16 protein-coding genes are annotated in these 19,215 nt (G+C 51.2%); 6 read left to right on the plus strand and 10 right to left on the minus strand.

The window, feature by feature from the left end; all coding sequences use genetic code 11:
- Positions 1–30: 30 nt before the first annotated feature.
- The gene (locus ACTID9_RS23685; RefSeq protein ID WP_441067312.1) at positions 31–1,470 is read right to left on the minus strand and encodes an aldehyde dehydrogenase family protein; all 1,440 of its coding nucleotides are present in this window, start codon (positions 1,468–1,470) and stop codon (positions 31–33) included.
- A 201-nt stretch (positions 1,471–1,671) separates the two neighbouring features.
- Positions 1,672–3,033 (minus strand): D-serine ammonia-lyase, encoded by a 1,362-nt coding sequence (locus ACTID9_RS23690; RefSeq protein ID WP_441067314.1) that lies wholly within the window; start codon positions 3,031–3,033, stop codon positions 1,672–1,674.
- A gap of 247 nt (positions 3,034–3,280) precedes the next feature.
- Between ACTID9_RS23690 and ACTID9_RS23695 the strand changes: the two genes are divergently transcribed.
- A complete protein-coding gene (locus ACTID9_RS23695; protein ID WP_441067316.1) occupies positions 3,281–5,248 on the plus strand; it encodes a methyl-accepting chemotaxis protein in 1,968 nt (655 codons plus the stop codon).
- A 78-nt stretch (positions 5,249–5,326) separates the two neighbouring features.
- On the opposite strand, the gene ACTID9_RS23700 is transcribed toward ACTID9_RS23695, so the two are convergent.
- Positions 5,327–6,169, minus strand: coding sequence for a DUF2785 domain-containing protein (locus ACTID9_RS23700; protein ID WP_441067318.1), 843 nt, complete (start codon positions 6,167–6,169; stop codon positions 5,327–5,329).
- A gap of 214 nt (positions 6,170–6,383) precedes the next feature.
- Between ACTID9_RS23700 and ACTID9_RS23705 the strand changes: the two genes are divergently transcribed.
- Positions 6,384–6,764 (plus strand): DUF1259 domain-containing protein, encoded by a 381-nt coding sequence (locus ACTID9_RS23705; protein WP_441067320.1) that lies wholly within the window; start codon positions 6,384–6,386, stop codon positions 6,762–6,764.
- 77 nt (positions 6,765–6,841) lie between these two features.
- Entirely contained in the window at positions 6,842–7,651 is an 810-nt protein-coding gene (locus ACTID9_RS23710; protein ID WP_441067321.1) for a DUF2935 domain-containing protein, read from the plus strand.
- Positions 7,652–7,928: 277 nt separating this feature from the next.
- Here the strand turns inward: ACTID9_RS23710 and ACTID9_RS23715 are convergent, their stop codons facing one another.
- Positions 7,929–8,243, minus strand: a complete 315-nt coding sequence (locus ACTID9_RS23715; RefSeq protein ID WP_441067323.1) for a metal-sulfur cluster assembly factor — start codon at positions 8,241–8,243, stop codon at positions 7,929–7,931.
- Between the two features lie 139 nt (positions 8,244–8,382).
- Between ACTID9_RS23715 and ACTID9_RS23720 the strand changes: the two genes are divergently transcribed.
- Positions 8,383–8,919, plus strand: coding sequence for a GNAT family N-acetyltransferase (locus ACTID9_RS23720; protein WP_441067324.1), 537 nt, complete (start codon positions 8,383–8,385; stop codon positions 8,917–8,919).
- Between the two features lie 269 nt (positions 8,920–9,188).
- Here the strand turns inward: ACTID9_RS23720 and ACTID9_RS23725 are convergent, their stop codons facing one another.
- Positions 9,189–9,542: a hypothetical protein gene (locus ACTID9_RS23725; RefSeq protein ID WP_441067326.1), complete on the minus strand. Its 354-nt coding sequence runs from the start codon at positions 9,540–9,542 to the stop codon at positions 9,189–9,191.
- Between the two features lie 334 nt (positions 9,543–9,876).
- Between ACTID9_RS23725 and ACTID9_RS23730 the strand changes: the two genes are divergently transcribed.
- Positions 9,877–10,230: a hypothetical protein gene (locus ACTID9_RS23730; protein ID WP_441067328.1), complete on the plus strand. Its 354-nt coding sequence runs from the start codon at positions 9,877–9,879 to the stop codon at positions 10,228–10,230.
- A gap of 302 nt (positions 10,231–10,532) precedes the next feature.
- Here the strand turns inward: ACTID9_RS23730 and ACTID9_RS23735 are convergent, their stop codons facing one another.
- Positions 10,533–11,867 (minus strand): PLP-dependent aminotransferase family protein, encoded by a 1,335-nt coding sequence (locus tag ACTID9_RS23735; RefSeq protein WP_441067330.1) that lies wholly within the window; start codon positions 11,865–11,867, stop codon positions 10,533–10,535.
- A 176-nt stretch (positions 11,868–12,043) separates the two neighbouring features.
- On the opposite strand from ACTID9_RS23735, the gene ACTID9_RS23740 reads away from it, so the two are divergent.
- Entirely contained in the window at positions 12,044–12,880 is an 837-nt protein-coding gene (locus ACTID9_RS23740; RefSeq protein ID WP_441067332.1) for a GNAT family N-acetyltransferase, read from the plus strand.
- Between the two features lie 140 nt (positions 12,881–13,020).
- Here ACTID9_RS23740 and ACTID9_RS23745 read toward each other — a convergent pair whose 3' ends face one another.
- The 4 genes from ACTID9_RS23745 to ACTID9_RS23760 all read right to left on the minus strand — a co-directional run bounded on the left by ACTID9_RS23745 (position 13,021) and on the right by ACTID9_RS23760 (position 18,996).
- Positions 13,021–14,814, minus strand: a complete 1,794-nt coding sequence (locus ACTID9_RS23745) for an ABC transporter ATP-binding protein (RefSeq protein WP_441067334.1) — start codon at positions 14,812–14,814, stop codon at positions 13,021–13,023.
- 210 nt (positions 14,815–15,024) lie between these two features.
- Complete coding sequence (locus ACTID9_RS23750; protein ID WP_441067336.1) at positions 15,025–15,831, minus strand: hypothetical protein; 807 nt, start codon at positions 15,829–15,831, stop codon at positions 15,025–15,027.
- The gene (locus ACTID9_RS23755; RefSeq protein WP_441067338.1) at positions 15,824–18,307 is read right to left on the minus strand and encodes an FtsX-like permease family protein; all 2,484 of its coding nucleotides are present in this window, start codon (positions 18,305–18,307) and stop codon (positions 15,824–15,826) included. The genes ACTID9_RS23750 and ACTID9_RS23755 overlap by 8 nt, the downstream gene beginning before the upstream one ends.
- On the minus strand, positions 18,304–18,996 hold the full coding sequence (locus ACTID9_RS23760) for an ABC transporter ATP-binding protein (RefSeq protein ID WP_441067340.1): 693 nt from the start codon (positions 18,994–18,996) through the stop codon (positions 18,304–18,306). The genes ACTID9_RS23755 and ACTID9_RS23760 overlap by 4 nt, the downstream gene beginning before the upstream one ends.
- Between the last annotated feature and the right edge of the window lie 219 nt (positions 18,997–19,215).

Raw genomic sequence — 19,215 nt, forward strand, 5'->3', positions numbered from 1 at the left:
CTGCCCTCCTTTTTTCGCTGCGCGGTTGCCTTACCGCCCGTAAGTATGATCCCAGTGAAAACTCACGAATTTTTCCTCCATCATATCCATCAACGCAAACTTGACCCCTTCCCGGCCTGTTCCGCTATCTTTGATCCCGCCATAGGGCATGTGGTCGAGGCGGTATGTCGGGATGTCATTGATCAGCACGCCGCCGGTTTCGATATGGTTGACACAATAAAACGCATGATTGAGATCGGGCGTATACACCCCTGCGTTCAATCCGTAGCGGGAGTCGTTCACCCAGCCTACCGCTTCTTCGAGCTGATCGAACGGGCGGACGCTGACGATCGGCCCGAACACTTCCTCCTGGATCAGCTTGGCCTGATGCGGAACATCGGTCAGGATGGCAGGCGTCATGACTTGCCCGTCCACCGTGCCGCCATACACCACCTTCGCCCCCGCCTGCACCCCTTCCGCGATCCAGGAAGAGAGCCGGTCCAGCGAATCTTTCGTGATTACAGCCGTAATGTCCGTCTTCTCGTCATAAGGGGAGCCGATGACCAGCTGTTTCGTCCGTTCCACCAATTGCTCCAAAAACGGTTGATACAGCGAACGGTGCACATAAATGCGCTGGATGGAAATGCACACCTGCCCGTTGTACGAGAACGCTCCTTCCACCACCCGGCCGATAATGGCGCCCACATCCACCCCCTCATCGATGATCAGGGCGGAGTTGGAGCCCAGCTCCAGCGTCACTTTGCGGAATTCAGCGAGTTTGCGGATTTCCTTGCCGACCCGCGGACTCCCCGTAAAGGTAATGTTTTTGACATGTGGATGCGTATTGAGCACAGGTCCAAGGTCAGGGCCGAAGCCTGTGACAATATTGAGAACGCCATCCGGCAAACCGGCCTCCTGGAACAGCTCGGCGAGAAAGAGCGAGCTGAGCGGCGTTTTCTCCGCCGGCTTCAAGACGATGGCATTGCCCGCAGCGATGGCCGGCCCCACCTTGTGCGCGACCAGATTGAACGGAAAGTTGAACGGCGTGATGGCGGACACCACCCCCATCGGCACCCTCATCGTGAAACCGATGCGATCCTCCCCGCCGATCGCCGCGTCCATCGGAATTCGTTCGCCATAAATGCGTTTGGCTTCCTCCGCCGCGAATTGATACGTCTGGATCGTGCGGATGAGTTCCGTGCGCGCTGCCTTGATCGGCTTCGCTGCCTCGGTGGCGATGATCTGTGCCGCTTCTTCCTTTTTCGCCTCCAGAAGCTGCACCGCTTTCATGAGAATTCCTGCCCGCTGATGCGCCGGCATCCACCGGAATTGCTGAAAAGCTTCGTGTGCCACTTCAATCGCACGCTTCGCTTCCGCCTCCGTCGCTTGGGCGATTTCGGCGATTACCTCTCCGGTTTGCGGCGCATGCAGCGGCTCATACCGCGTGCCTTCCTCCCATTTTCCTTTGATCCACAGACCCCATTTTTTCATTGAACCGTCTCTCCTTTGCTGGCGGAAAGCCGCATAGCGGGCGCTAGTTTTCGTAGCCGTGATGTAAAGTCGGTTCTAGTGTTTCTTTTCTGCTGGATTTTCATGTAATTCCTAGCAAGCAAAGCGGATGCTGCCGGTAACAGAAAAAAACGCCGCCGATTTTTTTCGGTAGCGTTTTTTCGCTTTGGTGCTTCTTCTTTCTTATCGTTTCGATGCCTGCACGCCTTTTGCATAATACTCTTCGTGAACTTCAGGGGGAACCATGCTTCCTCCCGTTGCCCAGACGATGTGCGTCGCCTCTTTCATCTTGTCGGTCAAGTGATGCCGTGCAAGATAGGCTTGCCCTGCTTCGGTCTGCTGCAATCGCACGGGACCCGGCATCCCTGCCAATGCAGACGGCTCCAGGCGGATCGACTCGGTGTCGCAAAGGTCGCGCAGCAACCGGTACAGCTCCTGATCGTCCACGGTGTAAATGCCGCTCAGCAGCGATTCGATCGCTTTTCCGACAAATCGCGATGGCCGTCCGACAGCCAGTCCGTCCGCAGCCGTCTTGTTATCAATGCCGAAATCTTGCACAGAGACCTCGTCATGCAGCCCGGTCATCAGCCCGATCAGCATGCAGGGCGAATGGGTCGGCTCGGCGAAAAAACAGTGGACATTTTCGCCATAAATCAGTTTCAGTCCATACGCGACGCCGCCTGGCCCGCCGCCGACACCGCACGGAAGATAGACGAACAGCGGATGCTCCCGATCTACTGTGATTTGCTGCTCGTCCAGCTGCTTCTTCAACCGATTTGCCGCGACGGCGTAGCCGAGGAACAGACGCTTGGAATTTTCATCATCGATGAAATAGCAGGTCGGGTCGGCTTCCGCTTGCTTCCGACCTGCTTCGACCGCTTTTCCATAGTCGGCTTCATATTCCACGACCGTGACTCCTCGCTTTCGCAGCAAGTCTTTTTTCCATGCCTTGGCGTCAGCCGACATGTGAACCGTCACGCGAAAACCAAGCTTTGCACTGATTACGCCGATGCTAAGCCCAAGGTTGCCCGTGGAGCCGACAGCGATCGAGTAACGGGAAAACAATTCCCGAAACGCATCCGAGTCCAACACCGCATAGTCGCTCTCCTCGCTGAGCATCTGATGCTTCCACGCCAGCGATTCCGCATGTGCCAGCACCTCATAAATGCCGCCCCGGGCTTTGATCGAGCCGGAAATCGGCAGGTGGCTATCGCATTTCAACCACAGTGAACCCGGAAGTTCCTGACTGCTTCTTTCTGCAAGCAGGCTCTGCATGTCCTTGATCATGACGAGCTTCGATTCGATCAATCCGCCGGACTCCGCCGTTTCCGGAAACGCTTTTTCGATAAAGGGCGCGAACCGTTGCAGCCGATCGCTCGCATCCTGCACGTCCTCCGCAGTCACTGGCGCAGCGGTCCCATCGAACCCGGCATAGAGCGGGTTCGTCCAAAACACTTCCTCCGTCTCGCAAAGCGGCTGAAGCAGCGGGTAGGCATCCTTCCATTCCCTGATTGATTTTCCCGCAATGATCGCATCGTTGCTCATTGTGCGCAATCCCTCCCTTTCGTTTCATCTCTATCAATATACGAGAATCGGTTACTTTGCAACCCTGTGCGCGAGTGGACCGATGTGACTGTAAAGCACCATGGCGGTTCGCCCCGCCTATTATTAAGGCAAATTAAAGATTTTGTAAATTCGTTTTCATAGTTCTTCTATCACAGGAATGGCTTTGTTACACTTTAACAGGCACACGTTCAAAGAATCACGACTGGGATATGGGGAGAACCGAGAAATGAAAAAACAGCTTGGCTTGCCTTTGAAGTGGAAACTGATCCTTTTTACATCGTTGTTGTTGCTGCTTCCGTGCCTGACGATCGGCGTATTCTCGTTTATCAATGCCAAGGCGGAAGTCGGTCAGCAGATGATGCAAACCGCAGATCAAAATGTTCGGTCACTCAGCAAGTATATCGATCAGATGATTTCGCCAAAAGTGAACGATGTCGGCTATTTATCTGCGACGTTATCGGAAAGTTCATTTGAAAAAAATGAGCAGTTTTTGCACCGTGAAGAATTCAATAAATACAATATCCTTCATCCGGAGGCACTTCTGCTGATTGCGGCGAATGAGGAAACCGCCATTCTGTCTCCCGACCGCAACCTGCCAAGCGGCTACGAAGTGAAAAAAAGCCCGTGGTATGAGCAGGCGATGAACGCTGCCGGAAAAACAATCATCACAGCCCCTTACCTCGACCCGATCACCGGTGTACAAGTCATCGCGATCGCCCGTACGGTCAGCGATGATTCGGCTGTCTTTGCCATCGAGCTTGATATAAATGCGTTCGCGAAAGTCGCCGACGAGCAAAAAATCGGCAGCTCCGGCTACGTCGCCATTCTCGATCAGCATCAAAAGCTGGTGATCCACCCGACGGAAAAATTCGGGACACCGGTTGCCGGTGACTGGGTGAACCAACTGTACAAACAGGATACAGGCACGTTTTCCTATATGGACCAGGGGCAAAAAATGTGGATGTCGTTCGTCACCAATAAATTGACCGGCCTCAAGCTGGCGGGAACCATCTATGATCAGGAGCTGGCCCATTCGGCGGATTCCATTTTGATTACGACCAGCATTGTCGTCGCGCTTGCTTTGCTGGTCGGTTTCGGAGCCAACTATGCCGTCATCGCTTCCATCGTAAAGCCCATACATACGCTTGTGACCGCATCCAAAAAAATTAAGCAAGGCGATTTAACCGTTCACATCGCTGTCTCCTCCAAAGACGAGATTGGCCAGTTGGCCGAGCATTTCAACGCAATGAGCGAGTCGCTGCGCGGTATCTTGCAGAAGGTGCGGGAGCAGGCAATGATTTTGGCGAGTTCGTCGGATGAGCTGGCGGAAAGCACGGAAACGACAAGCAAAGCGACACAGATGATAACCGAATCGATCCAGGGCGTAGCGTTTCGGGCAGAAAAGCAGGTCGGCGAAATCCAGAACTGTGTCGCCACGATGGAGCAAATGTCTGCAGGCATCGAGCAAATCGCTGCCAATGCCAAAACGGTTTCATCCACCGCCGCACAGGCAGCGGAAAAAGCCGACGAAGGAAATGAAGCGATCCAGATCACGACCACCCAAATGAACCGGATGAACGATACGATGCTTCATCTGGCAAATGTTGTGCAAGGATTGCAGCACCGCTCGGTGGAAATCGGCCAATTTGTCGATTTCATCAAGCAAATCTCTTCCCAGACGAATTTGTTGGCGCTAAATGCTGCGATTGAGGCAGCCCGAGCGGGAGAGCACGGGAAAGGATTCGCTGTCGTCGCTGATGAAGTGAGGAAGCTCGCAGAGCAATCAGCCGGTTCCGCTGGTCAGATTGCCGAGCTGATTGCCGCCATTCAGGCAGAAACGCAATCGGCGGTGAAATCGATGAGCGCCGGAACCAAGGAAGTTGCGGTTGGGTTGGAAGTCGCGCAGCGATCCGGAGAATTATTCAAGCAAATACAGGACTACGTCATCACCATCGCGGAACAAATCCATGAGGTGTCCACCTCTTCCGCGCAAATTTCAAGCGGAACGGCAGACGTCGCTGCGTCGATCTCGGCCATCGCCGCTGCAGCTGAGCAAAATGCTGCCGGAAACCAGCAGGTGTCATCCTCTGCCGACGAGCAATCGGCCTCCCTGCAAGAAATTTCCGCAGCCTCTGCCTCCTTGACAACGATGGCGCAAGATTTGCAAAAACTGGTCACCAGCTTTACGCTGTGAGTGGCTGGAACGATTGGAACAGGAGGCGGATTTCCGCCTCTTTCGTTTTGCGCGCCCCTAAACGTGTCCTCTTTATGTTTACCGTATTGCAAATCTGTTTAAAGCAGCCTCAGCAGCTTGTATAACAGCGGAAAGGTCTTGTGCGCGTCCTTGCCGCTCTCTACGGAAATAAAGACTCCGCAACATATTTTTCCCATTTACTCGGGCAATGGCTTGAGCACGGCTTTTCGGCCAGCTGCCGCATTGCACCAAGCCGTCGATCCAGTCTGCAATTGTCTGGGACGGTAGCAATTCTTTCTCCAGTATTACATCCACAATGCTAGCAATCCGTTCATCCTCCTCTTCACCAAGGGTTTGTTTCCCGTTTTGCAGGATCCCTTGAATGGCGGTCAGAACCTCAAGCTGCACCGTAGCATCGCTTTCATGGCACTGCACCAACTCTGCCAAAACATCCGCAATATGCGCGGCACTGTGCGCCCACCCTTCCACGGCAACATACCCACGCAGGTCTTTCTCCTCTTTGCAATAACGAATGAGCGAATCTTTCAGCTGCACGAATTCAGTACGGTTCAAAAAAGGGTTCAGCCTATGACGACGTACAATCAACGCGATCTGCAAAGCAGAGAATGTTCGGGTGTACACAGATTGGTCTCCATCGCTGCCAATCTGGTAAAACAAATGGCTCTCGCTAATCAGCGTATTCAATAGGCCGCGCAGCTCGCTTTCCGTAAGCTTTTCCCTCGTAATCCACTCATGGAATGTCGGATAAATAAGCTTGTCGCGCAGCGCTGGATCAGGGGCGCCAATGTGCTGCAGCATCAGCGTTATGAACTGCTGCTGCGTTTCCCCATCACGAAGCTCGTAATGCTCCCCTTCAATGCGATGCAGATTCCGGATGAGTGTTGACCTGATATCGTTCATGTTCCAACTCCTTTAAGCATGATTCAAACGATTACGATAATCCTTATCATAGCAAAAACTTGAAAAAAGGGAAAAGTAACCCACCAGAAAAGAAATTCGCTAGGGAACGCCGTTATCAAAGCTTTCTGTATTTGCCCTCTCAGCTATGAAACTAGTACATTTTTTCTTCCTCGACATAGTTTGTATCATGCAAACTCGAAGGGGGGAAACAAAAGTGAAAATTCCAAAAGACTTATGCAAGAAACTGGCTGGCATTTTGGGCGGTACAGGCATGTCAGATGATTCGTGCACCGTCATGGTGAAACGAAACCTGAACGCAAAAATTTTGGGCAAAAAGTACGATACCGAACACGAGATCGTTTTCCAGTCGCTAGGGTGTGATGGAAAATCGTTAAACACGGCAGAAATCACCGTTCTTCAAAAAGAAGTCCAGCGTTTTGTCGATGCTGCTCGCAAGCAGAAACTGAAAGTGACCGCAATCCACAACCACTGGCTGTTTGATGATCCGCGTCTGATGTACATCCACTTGGAATCGGTGAGCGAGCCCGTTAAATTCGCAAAGAAGCTTAGAAAAGCCTTGGATGTTTTGAAATAAGCACAGTCGCAGGCTCTCTCTTACACACTTATGGGCTCTTGCACATAGGTTGGATTGTAATAAGGGAGGGAATGACGTTGAACCATGACGCAAGAAACGATTTGTTGTTTGAACACCGTTTCTGGTTGCAAATCCTCGGGGATCATGCCCGGTTTATCCATCAATCGCTGGCGCCGGTTGAACAGACAGAGATCGAGCAGGCGAGCAATTTCATCGGCTCCTTTGACAGCCTGCTCGCGTACGCGCGCACAAACCTTTCCGATGACGAGCTTCATTCGCTTACACTGCAGGCGAGCGAACTGACTCGCTGCTTGCGCGATTTCAAGCTGCACCTGCTCGAACGGCACCTGGTCGGAAAGATCGCCATCAGCTTGTCTCCGACCTTCCTCAACCATATGGTGAACGAATTGGAAGAATATCAGCGCATCTTGAGCTATAACTTGTCCACTGGCGGGGTTCCCTCGTTTCATGCCGTCCATCATCATTTGCTTTGGCTGTCGGACGCTGCCGGACACGCTGCCACCATCGCATCGCTCCTCGATATGGTAGAACATGATAGCCAGCAAACAAGCAGTCGCTTCACGAAACAATTTGAACACTTTTATCTGAAGGCGATCGAGCTGGCTGGATACTTGCGCACCAATGCCAAAGATTTCCCCGCACTCAATCGCTTCAACCGCCAGGCCGAAATGGAAATCCAGCTGTTCCAGGTTTTTTTGCATGAATTGACAGAAATGCGGCTGCAGAATGAATTATTAGGCGTTTTGTCTCCCCTCATGGCTGACCATATGTCGCGGGAGGAATGCTATTATTTGATGAAGCTGTCAGAGGTGTCCGACGTGCAAACGCCCGACTGTTATCCGACTCGACCGAGACTGGAGCAATGAAGTTCATTCCCGCAGAAAATATAAGGATAGACTGGCCCTAAAAATAAACCAGCGGAGGACTGGGACTGTGAACGAAAGTCTTGGACGACCGCTGATTTTTTATATAATCGTATCTGTACGTTTGCCATTGGATGAACCGAGTCAAAGAACTGCTGAACGAAGCCCTGTCGCGGATCTTTCGCCCTCCTCCGCCATTTTCGCCGGAGGGCGCTCTTTATTCCGTCCGCACCGACTCCACGGCGCTTCATTTGCAATAAACCGTTACACGCAGCTGCCCCTATGTGATACTTTGACGCGCCCTGATTTCTTCGCGGGCCCGGTCATTCATTCGCGCGGGACTCCATTTCGGTTCCCAAACAAGCGAGACATTCGCCTCGGTGATCCCCGAAACGGCGGTGACCGCCTCTTTGACATGTTTGACGATATCGTCAGCCAAGGGACACTCGGGAATGGTCAACGTCATTTCAATGTTTGCCCGCCCGTTGTCATCGACATCTATCTCATAGACAAGCCCCAGATCGACGATGTTTACCCCGATTTCAGGATCGATCACTTCCTCCAATGCTGCCCATACCGCATCCTCTTTTTGCAAAAAAAGCACCTCATTTCTCTCGTTCGTTCTGGTATAAAATGCCCCATTTCGCTTCAATTACCCTTCACGAAACCACTGTTTTTTCCAGCTGCCAAGCTGTACACTGAATGGGTAACTGAAAGGTGGAGGTGACTGATCGATGCATATCTCGATCCGAGAAGAGCGGGCAGAAGATTATAAACAGACCGAGGGCGTCGTAAAAAGCGCATTCGCTGCGGTCGAAATCAGCGATAAAAACGAGCATGAGTTGGTAGCCCGAATCAGAAGATCCGCTGCTTTCCTTCCTGAATTATCGCTTGTAGCCATCGATACGGAAAAAGAAGAAATCGTGGGGCATCTCCTTTTATCGAAGATCGGTATCCGCAATGGCGAACAGGTTGCCCCATCGCTTGCGCTCGCTCCGGTTTCCGTCGCACCGGATTACCAAAACCAAGGTGTCGGAAAGCTGTTGATCCGTCATGCCCTGCAAAAAGCAAAAGAACTTGGCTACGATTCTGTCATTGTTTTGGGACATCCCCGCTATTATCCCAAATTCGGCTTCAAGCCTGCTTCGTTTTGGGGAATTAAAGCGCCGTTCGAAATCCCAGATGAAGTATTTATGGCAGTTGAGCTGAACGAAAATGCGCTTGATCGCGTTTCCGGCGTCGTGGAATATTCAAGCGCTTTTTTGGGATAGGTTGATTCCCGAGCATGCAAACCAAAATCGATTGCAAAGGTGAACGCGATGAAAACAGCGAAAAAAACGCCAAAACTTGATCTATCCGCAACCGAGCGAGCCGCCCTGCGGTCAAATCGCATCCGGCTGAATGAACTCCATGACATCGATGCCCAGCAGTTGAGTGTGCAGCTGGACATTTCCCATCAGCGTGCCAAAGAACTGAAGACAATGGCTGCGTTCCAACGCATTCCCTCCTTTCCTAAAACGCACACCTCCCTAAAGGCCATTTACAGCCTTTCAATCAGCTCGCCGAGTTTCATTTGCGCAGCGGGCTGGAGCAGCTGATCTGCGATTCGATACATGTCCGGACGTCCCTTCTGCTTCCACCAGACAAAAGTCTCCCCCCGGTCCTCCTTAACTCCGAGCACGGTTATGCCGCTTGTCTGCATCGCGGTAAAAGCCGCTTTCTCTCGCGCAGCCGCTGTTTCTGACAGCTGACGAAGCACCAGTCCATAGCCGATCCCCAGTTTTAGGTGAGAAGCCGTCTCCATCACACCGGCATCCTGTCGGAGTGACTTCATCGTCAACCGCCAGGCAAGCCATTCAAGCAGCTGTTCATTCACTTCACTTTTGGTAAACATCGCTGTGACTTCGCCTCCGTAAAACAAGAACGTTTGTTCCCGTATTATACGCAATCATAAGAACGGCATGCAAATAAAAAACGCCACGCATTCGTGGAGTTTGTGCTGATCATCCTCATTCCAAAATCGCCAAATCGAACTCGTTACCACGTGTTTGGCCAGGATCACGGAACATGCCGAGCGCTCCTTGGGGGCGGCTCGGCTTCTTTCGCATGAACCAACGTTCCTGAAAAACTTCCCGGATCGGCAAGGAAGAGATTCCCTTGTTCCCGGGAATCCCACGCCGTTATAGTGATACCATTCGAAATTGATTCATCAGGGAGCGTGTGTACAAATGAAACGGGAAATGACAAAAACAGCATTATGCATGCTGCTATGCGCCATGCTACTGGGCGCATTTGGCGGATTTGCACAGGCAGCGGAGTCGGAAACGGCAGCAGCTGTAAGCATTGCGAAGTTTGCCTTGCTTGAGAAAAAATTCGACAAAACCGGCAGCGCGGAATTCAAACCGGATGGCACACGGGACGGTCATTTTCAAGTGAGCCGTTATAAATCAAAAACGTCCTCGATCGTTTCGGATCAAGGACGTTTACTGTTGAGGCTTCCGCGTGTCGCGAGTTTGATAATGTGGTATTTTCACCACATAATTCGTCCAAGCAGACGTTGCTCTCTTTGCGTAGAAATATAGCATCCGGTTGAAAAGGAGGTATCCTTCATGAGCAAAACTTGTCATGTCATTACCTTAAAACGCGGTGAGTGCATTCTGGTGAAAACGCAAAAACGCCGCCGCACACGTAATCGCTGCACCTGCACGTGCCATTGCCGCCGCCGCACACATAGAAAATGCGGCTGCCACTAATCGTTTCAAGAGCATCTGGCTTGAACAGGTGCTCTTCTACATAATGCTCATAACCCGCGCAATCTAGCACTCCAAAGCAAAACCTCCAGGAATTTTCCTGGAGATTTTTCCTTGATTCGGACGGATTCCCCTTACTCCAGCACCTCTGCTTCCTCGCAGATCATCGAGATCCCTGCCCGTATTTGCTCTGTTGATAGCTTGGCGATACAGATGCCAAAGCTATTTTCATCCCGAGCCTGACCGATATAATTTTTCTCCGGCGATGCGATGAGGACGTTTCTCTCTTTCAGCCGGCGGATCAACTTTGTTCGATCTATTTTTTCATTCAATCGAATCCATACAAAAAAGCCCATATCCGGGACGATAAATTCAATCCCACTCGTTTTTCGGTGCGTGACACACTCACGCAGACAGGCCATCTTCTTCCCATATTCAAGCCGTGCCTTCCGAATCTGTTTCTTGTACATCCCGCTATTGATAAAAAGCTCCAGCGCCCCTTGCGCCAGCACGCTTGTATTGAGATCCGCGCATTTTTTGTGCATGAGAAATTCCGCTTGTAACGCTTTGTTCATCACCACTGCACCTAATCGAATGCCAGGCATGAACGCCTTTGAAAAGCTTTTCACATAAATGACCTTGCCTGATACGTCATAAAAATGCGCCGGAAGCACGTTGGTATGACGGTCCAAATCGACCAGATAGTCATCTTCCACAATATAGACATCGTATTTTTCCGCCAAGGCAACCATTCTTCTTTTGTCTTTTTCAGAAAGGCTCGTCCCGAGCGGATTATGGAACCGCGGCATGGTGTAAAAAAACTTGACGTCTTCGTTTTTGAAAATTCTCTCCAATTCATCGAAAGGGATGCCGTCGAAATCGCGCGCAATCCCGATCGTCTTTTCTCCGTGCAGTTCTGCCGTTTTCTGAATCAGGCTATAGGTCGGTTGTTCCACCAGAATCGTTCGCTTCCCATTCGGAAAAGGCATCTTTGCCAAAATGCTCAATGCTTGTTGAGAACCAGAGGTAATATAAATGGTTTCCTCAGAAGCAAATATTTGCTGATCTGCGAAATGATCGATCAACGCTTTTCGCAAGGACAACAGTCCTTGTGGATCACAGTATGTAAACAAGTGATCTTTATACTGCGCTACCGCACGGTTCATGCAATGGGTAAACTCCCGGTAGGGCAGCAATGCCGTATCGGGCATGACCTCCGTAAAATCAATCGCCCCCTGGCTGCTACTCGCGGCATTCGTTTTCGCAAGAACATAATAACCGCCTTTGGGGACCGCGTAGATTTTGTGCTTGGACTCCAGTTCCTTGTATGCGCGGATCACCGTTGTTTTTGTGCAGGCGAATTGCTCCGCTATTGCACGTATGGATGGTAAACGCTCGCCTTGCTTCAACTGATTTTGCGCCTGCAAATCCTCGATGTAATCGATGATCTCCTCGAACTTTCTTTTCATCCTCTCCCCCTCATTGCCGCTTTCCCCGTGACCATTTTACCACCGCGAAAGAACATGCGACGAGTATTTGTACGAGTTTTTGTACCAGTACAGAGCGTGATAATCCGAATTGTACCGGATTGTTCCAGCTATTTATAATCAGCATAGTAAAAAGCTCATCGGAAGGAGAAAGTACCATGATTCAACTACACCCGCAGGAATATGCCAAGGCAGCTCCACTGGTAAGGAGCGTTCCCTTCAACAACCTGTTTGCCCGCGTTGTTATCGAAAACAAGGTAGACGGGCATGTTTTTGTCGATGACGCCCTCAATCCGTCTGTCAGCTTGATCGTGCATAAATATGGGATGGCACTTTTATGCGGCAACCATGAAAATGACGCCTTCAATCACCAGCTGACGCGGTTCTTGAAACATCCAGCGGTCGCGTTCCCGGCAAAATATTTGCTGACGCACCCGGAGCAATGGGAGCAGAAACTCACGGCTTTGTTCGGATCAAAGATGCGCGAGGTCGACGGCCAGCAGCAGGGCCAGGAAAACGATGCGTTTTGTCTGCAAACCCAACGGATCAATTATGCTTACGCCTCTCCGTCCTGCCTGCATGATATCCAGGTCCCCGCTTCGTTTACCGTTACAAAAATCGATCAAGACCTGTACCGGAAAATTCATGAAGTCCAAAGCACGGTTGTACCTGAACATTTCTGGAATTCGGCAGAGGACTTTCTTGAAAACGGGATCGGCTTTGCCCTGCTGTACGACGATCAGATCGTCAGCGCGTCGTTTGCCTCGTACATTGTGGATGACCAATTGGAGCTGGGGGTCGAAACAACGGCGGCATTCAGAAAAAAAGGCTACTCCGTCTATGCCGCATCCGCATTGGTTTCCTATTGTCTGGCCAATGGCTATCAACCGCTGTGGGCATGCAGGCGCGAAAACATCGGCTCATCACGCTTGGCCGAGCGCTTGGGCTTTGTTCCTGCTTCTTATCATCCTTATTTTTGCATGACATTGCGCTGAGCTGCGGCTGCCTCTATCACCTGATCGAACCTTCACGCGGCAAAAATGATTCCCCCGCGCGAGTCGAAGGGGGACAGAGAAAAAGGAAGCGAGGCTGCAAACACATTCTTGCAGCCTCGCTCATTTCACTGATCCTGCCATTAAAACGAAACGGATACAGCGTACTTCTCCTGTGGACTCTTATGTTCTTGCCCGCCGGCCATTTGCTTCGCATACAGCTCCTTGTAATAACCATTCGCCTCCATCAGCGTCTGGTGGTCCCCGCTTTCGATAATCCTTCCATTTTTGATGACAAAAATCGTATCCGCATGCAAGACCGTGGACAATCGGTGGGCAATCATCACAATCGTTTTCGCGCGGCCGATTTGTTGAATGGAGCGTTGGACCAGTTCTTCGCTTTCGTTATCCAGTGCGCTCGTTGCTTCGTCCAGCAAAATCAGTGCCGGATCTTTCAAAAAGACGCGGGCAAGCGCGATCCGCTGCTTTTGTCCCCCGGATAATTTCACCCCTCGTTCCCCAACCTCCGTATCATAGCCGTCCGGCAGCGCCTGGATGAAGTCATGCGCGAAAGCTTTCTTTGCGGCGGCAATGATCTCTTCATCCGTTGCGTCCAGCTTCGCCATCCTGATGTTGTCTTTGACCGACGAGCTGTACAAAAAGTTGTCCTGTGTCACAATTCCCATCAGATTCCGCAAACTCGCCAGCGAGTAGTCTTTGATATTCACACCGTCGATGAGAATCTCCCCTCGGCTCACATCGTACATGCGGGTCAACAACTGCAAGACCGTGCTTTTGCCTCCCCCGCTCTCCCCTACAAAAGCATAGGTCTTTCCTTTTTCAATGGTAAATGACATGCCTTTGATCACCTGATTTTGATCATCATAGGAAAAAGAAACGTCATCGAATGTGATCGATTCCGAAAACGTGTCCAGTTTTTTCGGCCGCTCGGTTTCCACGATCGTGACAGGCGTCGATAAGAATTCGAATACCCGATGAAGCGCGACGCTTCCTTCCGTGATGGCGGGGAACGCTTGCACGAGAGCTGCAACAGGGCCACGCATCCTGTCGACGTAGGCAAAAAAGGCGATGAGACTGCCGAGGGTCAAATTCCCGTCGATCACAAACAAGCTCCCGACCAGCACGACAAGAAAAGGGGTTACATCGCTTAGAACGTTAACCGCAGCCAATGAAAAGGCATTGATTCCGGCCTGTCGATCCGTGATCCGTTCGTACTGTTTCAAATGCTGATCGAGCTGCTCTTTATCCCTTTTTTCCGCTGAAAATAATTTCGAGAGCAACGCTCCCTGAATTTTTTCAAACACAAAACCGCTTAATACGGAACGATAGCTCATCATATGGCGCGTGGTTTTTTTCAGCTTTTTGGCGAGAAAGTGGGCTAACGAAAATTGGACCGCCACAAGCAAAACAGCGAGCAGCGTCAACGCTTGATGCAAGGTAAGCATGACACCGATGACAAACAGCAGCACGATGATTTCGATCCAGACGTTCGAAAAAACGGCCGTCATATACCCTCTTATTTTTTCAATATCATCGAAAAACCGGGTCCCGATTTCCCCGCTTTTATGCTCGGCAAAATATTTCGTATCGAGGGAATGCACTTTACGAAACGCATCCTTGCGCAGCTGCATGATGATATTGTTGTTTGCCTTGTTCAAGAAATACTGCCTGACATATTCCATCGGTGCGCGAACCACAAAAAATACCGCAACCATGAAAGCCGCAATATACAAAAGATGCTCTACCTTGTCCGTGCGGGAAAACGCTTCGTTGCGAAGCAGCTCATCGAACAGATACTTGATGACCAGCGGCACAGACAGCGGGATCAGAAAGCGGAATAAGCTGCCGATAAACCCCAATAAATACAGCTTCTTTTGTTTGTTCACGTACGGTAAAAACTGACGCAACTCTCTCATATGAAAAACCCCTTTATCGGTTTGATTGACCAAAAGGATTCTGTGTGTCCTGCAATTATCTTATCGCGGCGGGAAGCCATGCATCGCGCAAACGATCGCCATCGCCACGCAAAAGATTGCGCGCCGCACGCAAAAAGGCAGATGGGATAAAAAAAAGCTCCCCACAGGAAACAGCCGGGCTGTTTGCACATAGGGAAGCTATTTTCATGATTATTGCACATTCACCACGTAGGATGTCGTAAAAACATGGTGGTTTCGCTGAAATTGCCCCCAGATCTTGTAGATCCCTTTCTTGGGGAATTCCGCTTCAAACCGGGCTTTCGGTCCGGAACCCTGATCTTCTTCCGCGTGTGCGTGCACATAGTTTTGTCCGTCTTCCGATAAAATGACGACATGCCCGATCGCCCCCAAATAAGGCTCCAGATCGGCAATCGGTTTTTTGGTTTTTTCATCCTGAAAGGAAAACGTCAAGGTTACCTCTTTTTGTGCCTCCCAGGCGCTGCTTTGCAGTGTCACCTGATTGCCGTCGATTGTTTTTTCCAGGCTTGTGTCAGGAACAAGCGGAACCGGTGCAGCAGGGGCGCCGTCGACGCGAACCCATTCCATCTTGGACATCGCATCCCCGTCTGTCGGCTTGAAATCAGCAATGACCCTGTACTCGCCGCCGGCCGGAAAATCATTGGCTATTTCAAAAACACCGTTCCCTTTCAACTCGGGATGAATGTGATTGAAATACGATAAATCTTTGCTGACCACGATGAGGTGCAGCAGTTTTTCGTGCGTTTGATCAAAATTTACAATCGGCGTGCCATCCGTCTTTTTGATCGCAAGGCGAATCGACGTCTTGTGGTGTCCGGCTGCTGCGTCCTGAGCAAGCGTCCATTCCGCATGGACGTTGTCGGCCATGATTCGATCGCTGACAAACGTTTCTTCCTCCTTGTCCCAGGATGAAATCGTACTGCAAGCTGACAGCAGCAGCATGGCTATCACGAGCAAAATCAGAAATCGTCTACTCATAGCGAAGCGCCTCACTCAAATGGGTTTTTGCGGCCTTGGATGCCGGCGTGAAACTGGATATCAGGCTGACCAACAGACCAAACAAGGCGATCAACAGGATGATGCTCCACGGTACGCCAAATTGATAGGTTAACGCGTTGATTGCAAAGAAAGAAGATGTCAGATAGATCAGCAGGATGCCGAATGCGCAGCCGATCACGGTAGCGGCAAGCCCGATGCCGAATCCTTCCAAAATGACCATGTGGATCACCTGTCGCCGCGTAACCCCGACCGCCCGCATCATCCCAAGCTCACGAATTCGCTCCATAATATTTAAGAGAAGAGTATTGGTAATGCCGACACCTGAAATGATGATCGACAATACGACAAGGAAGTTGATGACCGAAAACGAACCCGTCAGCATGGAGCTAACGACCGATACTTGATCCTCCGGTCCGAACATTTTCATGATGCGAACCCCGAATCGGTCAAATATCTTTTCCCTCAACTGCATCGGATCGGTGCCTTCTTTTTTGAGCACGAGCGCATTTTTTTCATAGGTAAGCCCGAAGCTGTCTTTAAACAAAGTTTTTGTCATAAACGCGCCATAGCCACCGTTCTTCATCGTCTCCACAACGGCGACCACCTTGAACGACTTGGCTCCTTGCAGCGTGTCGAGCGTGATGCTGTCGCCAATTTTGCCGCCCCATACGCTGTATGCAACCTGATCCAAAATGAGATCGCCGTTTCCCAGGCTGCCGATCAGTTGACTGCGGGTGCTGCCGGAAGTCGAGAACAAAGGAAAACGGTCGATCCGCGCCGCATCTACCGCAAATACGGGGAGGTTGCGCTTTTGCCCATTCAATGTCCAGATCACGGAGTGCATGCTGTACATTTCCGCATCGGCCACTCCTTCGATCTGCTTCAACTGCTCCAAATCCGTTTTCTCCGAATGATGGAACATGACGTCCAGATTGCCGCCGTAGGACGCGTAAATGAGCTTTTCATACGTCTGCACGAATGCAGAGTTCAATGAACTCATCAGGACGATCATGGCAATTCCCAGACAAAGAATGACAGAGGTCATCGCCGTGCGGCCCAGGTTCCGGTGCAGGTTGCTGACAGCCAGCGTACCGCTAAAGCCAAACAGCAGCGTATAGACCGGTCTCACCACAAAAACGAATCGCTTGAACAAAGAGGGATACAGCAGCACGATGCCGACCGATAACGGCACGACCAGAAGCAGATGCTTGATGAAAAATGCCGACAGGATCAGAAGCGCACCAAGAATCGGTTGCCACTTTTTCTGGGAAGCCGAAACGGCAGCGGTTTCTTTCAATGCCTGGATCACGCTGACTTTCCCGGCTTGGCGGATCGGGTACAAGGCGGCGATGATCGGCACCAAAATACCGGAAGTGGCGGAAATGGCAATCCCTTTGCCAAGCAGCATGCCGCCATCGTCATGGATGCTGAAGATCATATAGACAACCGCTTTCAGCAGGTAGGCAAGGCCGAATCCAAACACCAACCCCACGGCGGTGCCGATGACGGCAAGCAGCATGACCTCGGACAAGACAAGTCCCTGCAGCTGTGCAGGCGTATAGCCGATCGTCTTGAGCGTGGCAAATTCATTCTTGCGTTCCTTGATGCTGACATAAAGCGAGTTGAAAATGACGATGGCGCTTAGCGCAATCCCCAAAAATCCCGCGATATACAACGCCATGAAGAACGTGTTCATCTCATTGGATGTGGAATCAAACTGGATCACGACCGGCTGTGTATAAATATTGCCGTACCGTTTCGCCAGTTCGTTCAACCGCTCCTGTAACACGTGGGAATCTGCTTGAGGGAGCGTCTTGATTTGCACGTTTTGAATTTTCCCGGGCAAATCAAACCACTCCTGTGCCTTGTGCAGGGGAACGGCAACCGCCCACGGATGATATTTGGCCATGCTCCAGCTGGATGGCCCCATCAACTCTGCCGTATACTTGACGATTGCAGCGATTTGAATTTGCTTTTTGCCGTTCACCGTGTCGAACGTGATGGTGTCGCCCACACCCGTTTTCCAGACAGAAGCCGTTCGATCCGTGATGATGGCGCCGCCCGATGACAGATTTCCTTCGACCACCTGAAACGCGGTAACCGGTGTATCCAAATTGCTGTAGCCGCTTATTTCCACTCGTTTCTGGATGGATGCTACCCCTTCTTGTTCCCAATGCAATGTCGCAGGTTGTTTTACCACCGCAACGGAAGCGATATGTTGCAGCTTCCCGATTTCGTCATGGACCGTCTCGGGAAAATATTCCGCCGTGCCGGAAACGGTATAATCCGCTTTGCCGAACGCTGCCTTCAGATAGAGGGGAAACGTCCTCTTTGCGGTGTCGACAGAAGCAATGACCCCAAACGTTGCGCTGACCCCGATCACGATCGAGATGATCGTCAGCAACGTCCGGAGCTTCCGGCGCATGAGATTGCGCCAAGCCGTTTGCAAATTCAACGCAGCTCCACTCCTTCCAATCTCTCCTGCACCACTTCGCCGTCCTGGATCATGATGATCCGATCGGCTTTTTCTGCTGCTTGCCGGTCATGGGTGACCATCACGATGGTGATTTGCTCCTCCTTGTTCAACCGCGATAATAGCTGCAGGACGTCCTTGCCGTTTTTCTGATCGAGATTGCCTGTCGGCTCATCCGCCAAAATGAGCTTCGGCTTCATCGCAAGCGCTCTGGCGATTGCCACCCGCTGCTGCTGTCCGCCGCTTAATTGAGCCGGAAAATGATGTTCTTTGTCGGCCAGGTTCACGTCCTGCAGCAAGCGCTGCACTTTCGTCTTCATCTCGGCCTTCGGCGTCTTGTTGGCAGCCAACGAAAGAGACACATTTTCCGCTACCGTCATCATGGGAAGCAGCTGATAGTTTTGGAAGACGAATCCCACTCTCGTTCGGCGAAATATCGTTCGTTCGAGTTCGTTCAGCTTGTTCAGTTCAACGCCATCGACGGTGATGGAGCCGGAGCTGGGAAGGTCAAGACCCCCGAGCAGCTGCAGCAGCGTGCTTTTGCCGGAACCGCTCGGCCCCATGATGGCGATGAATTCCCCTTTCCGAATGCACATGCTGTTTTCCTTCAATGCGGTGTAACTGCCCGCTTCCAATTGAAACACTTTGGATACTTTATCAAGGATGATCATGGCTTTGTCGTCCCTCCATTTGGTAAAAGTCCTGTTCGTTATCCGATGAAACCATCTTACAAGAGGGTGACGCCAGCCAACGCGCAAAGGATGAACACTCTTCCGCAAAAATTTGCGCTCATCACGCAAAGCGCTTTTGAACCCCAAGTCATAACCACCGGCTTAGCCGGTGGCTTCCATTAGCCCTATAAGGGCATGTTGCAAGCGGGCGCCTCCAAG

The sequence above is a fragment of the Brevibacillus fluminis genome, from assembly GCF_052072235.1.
Lineage (GTDB): Bacteria > Bacillota > Bacilli > Brevibacillales > Brevibacillaceae > Brevibacillus_D > Brevibacillus_D fluminis_A.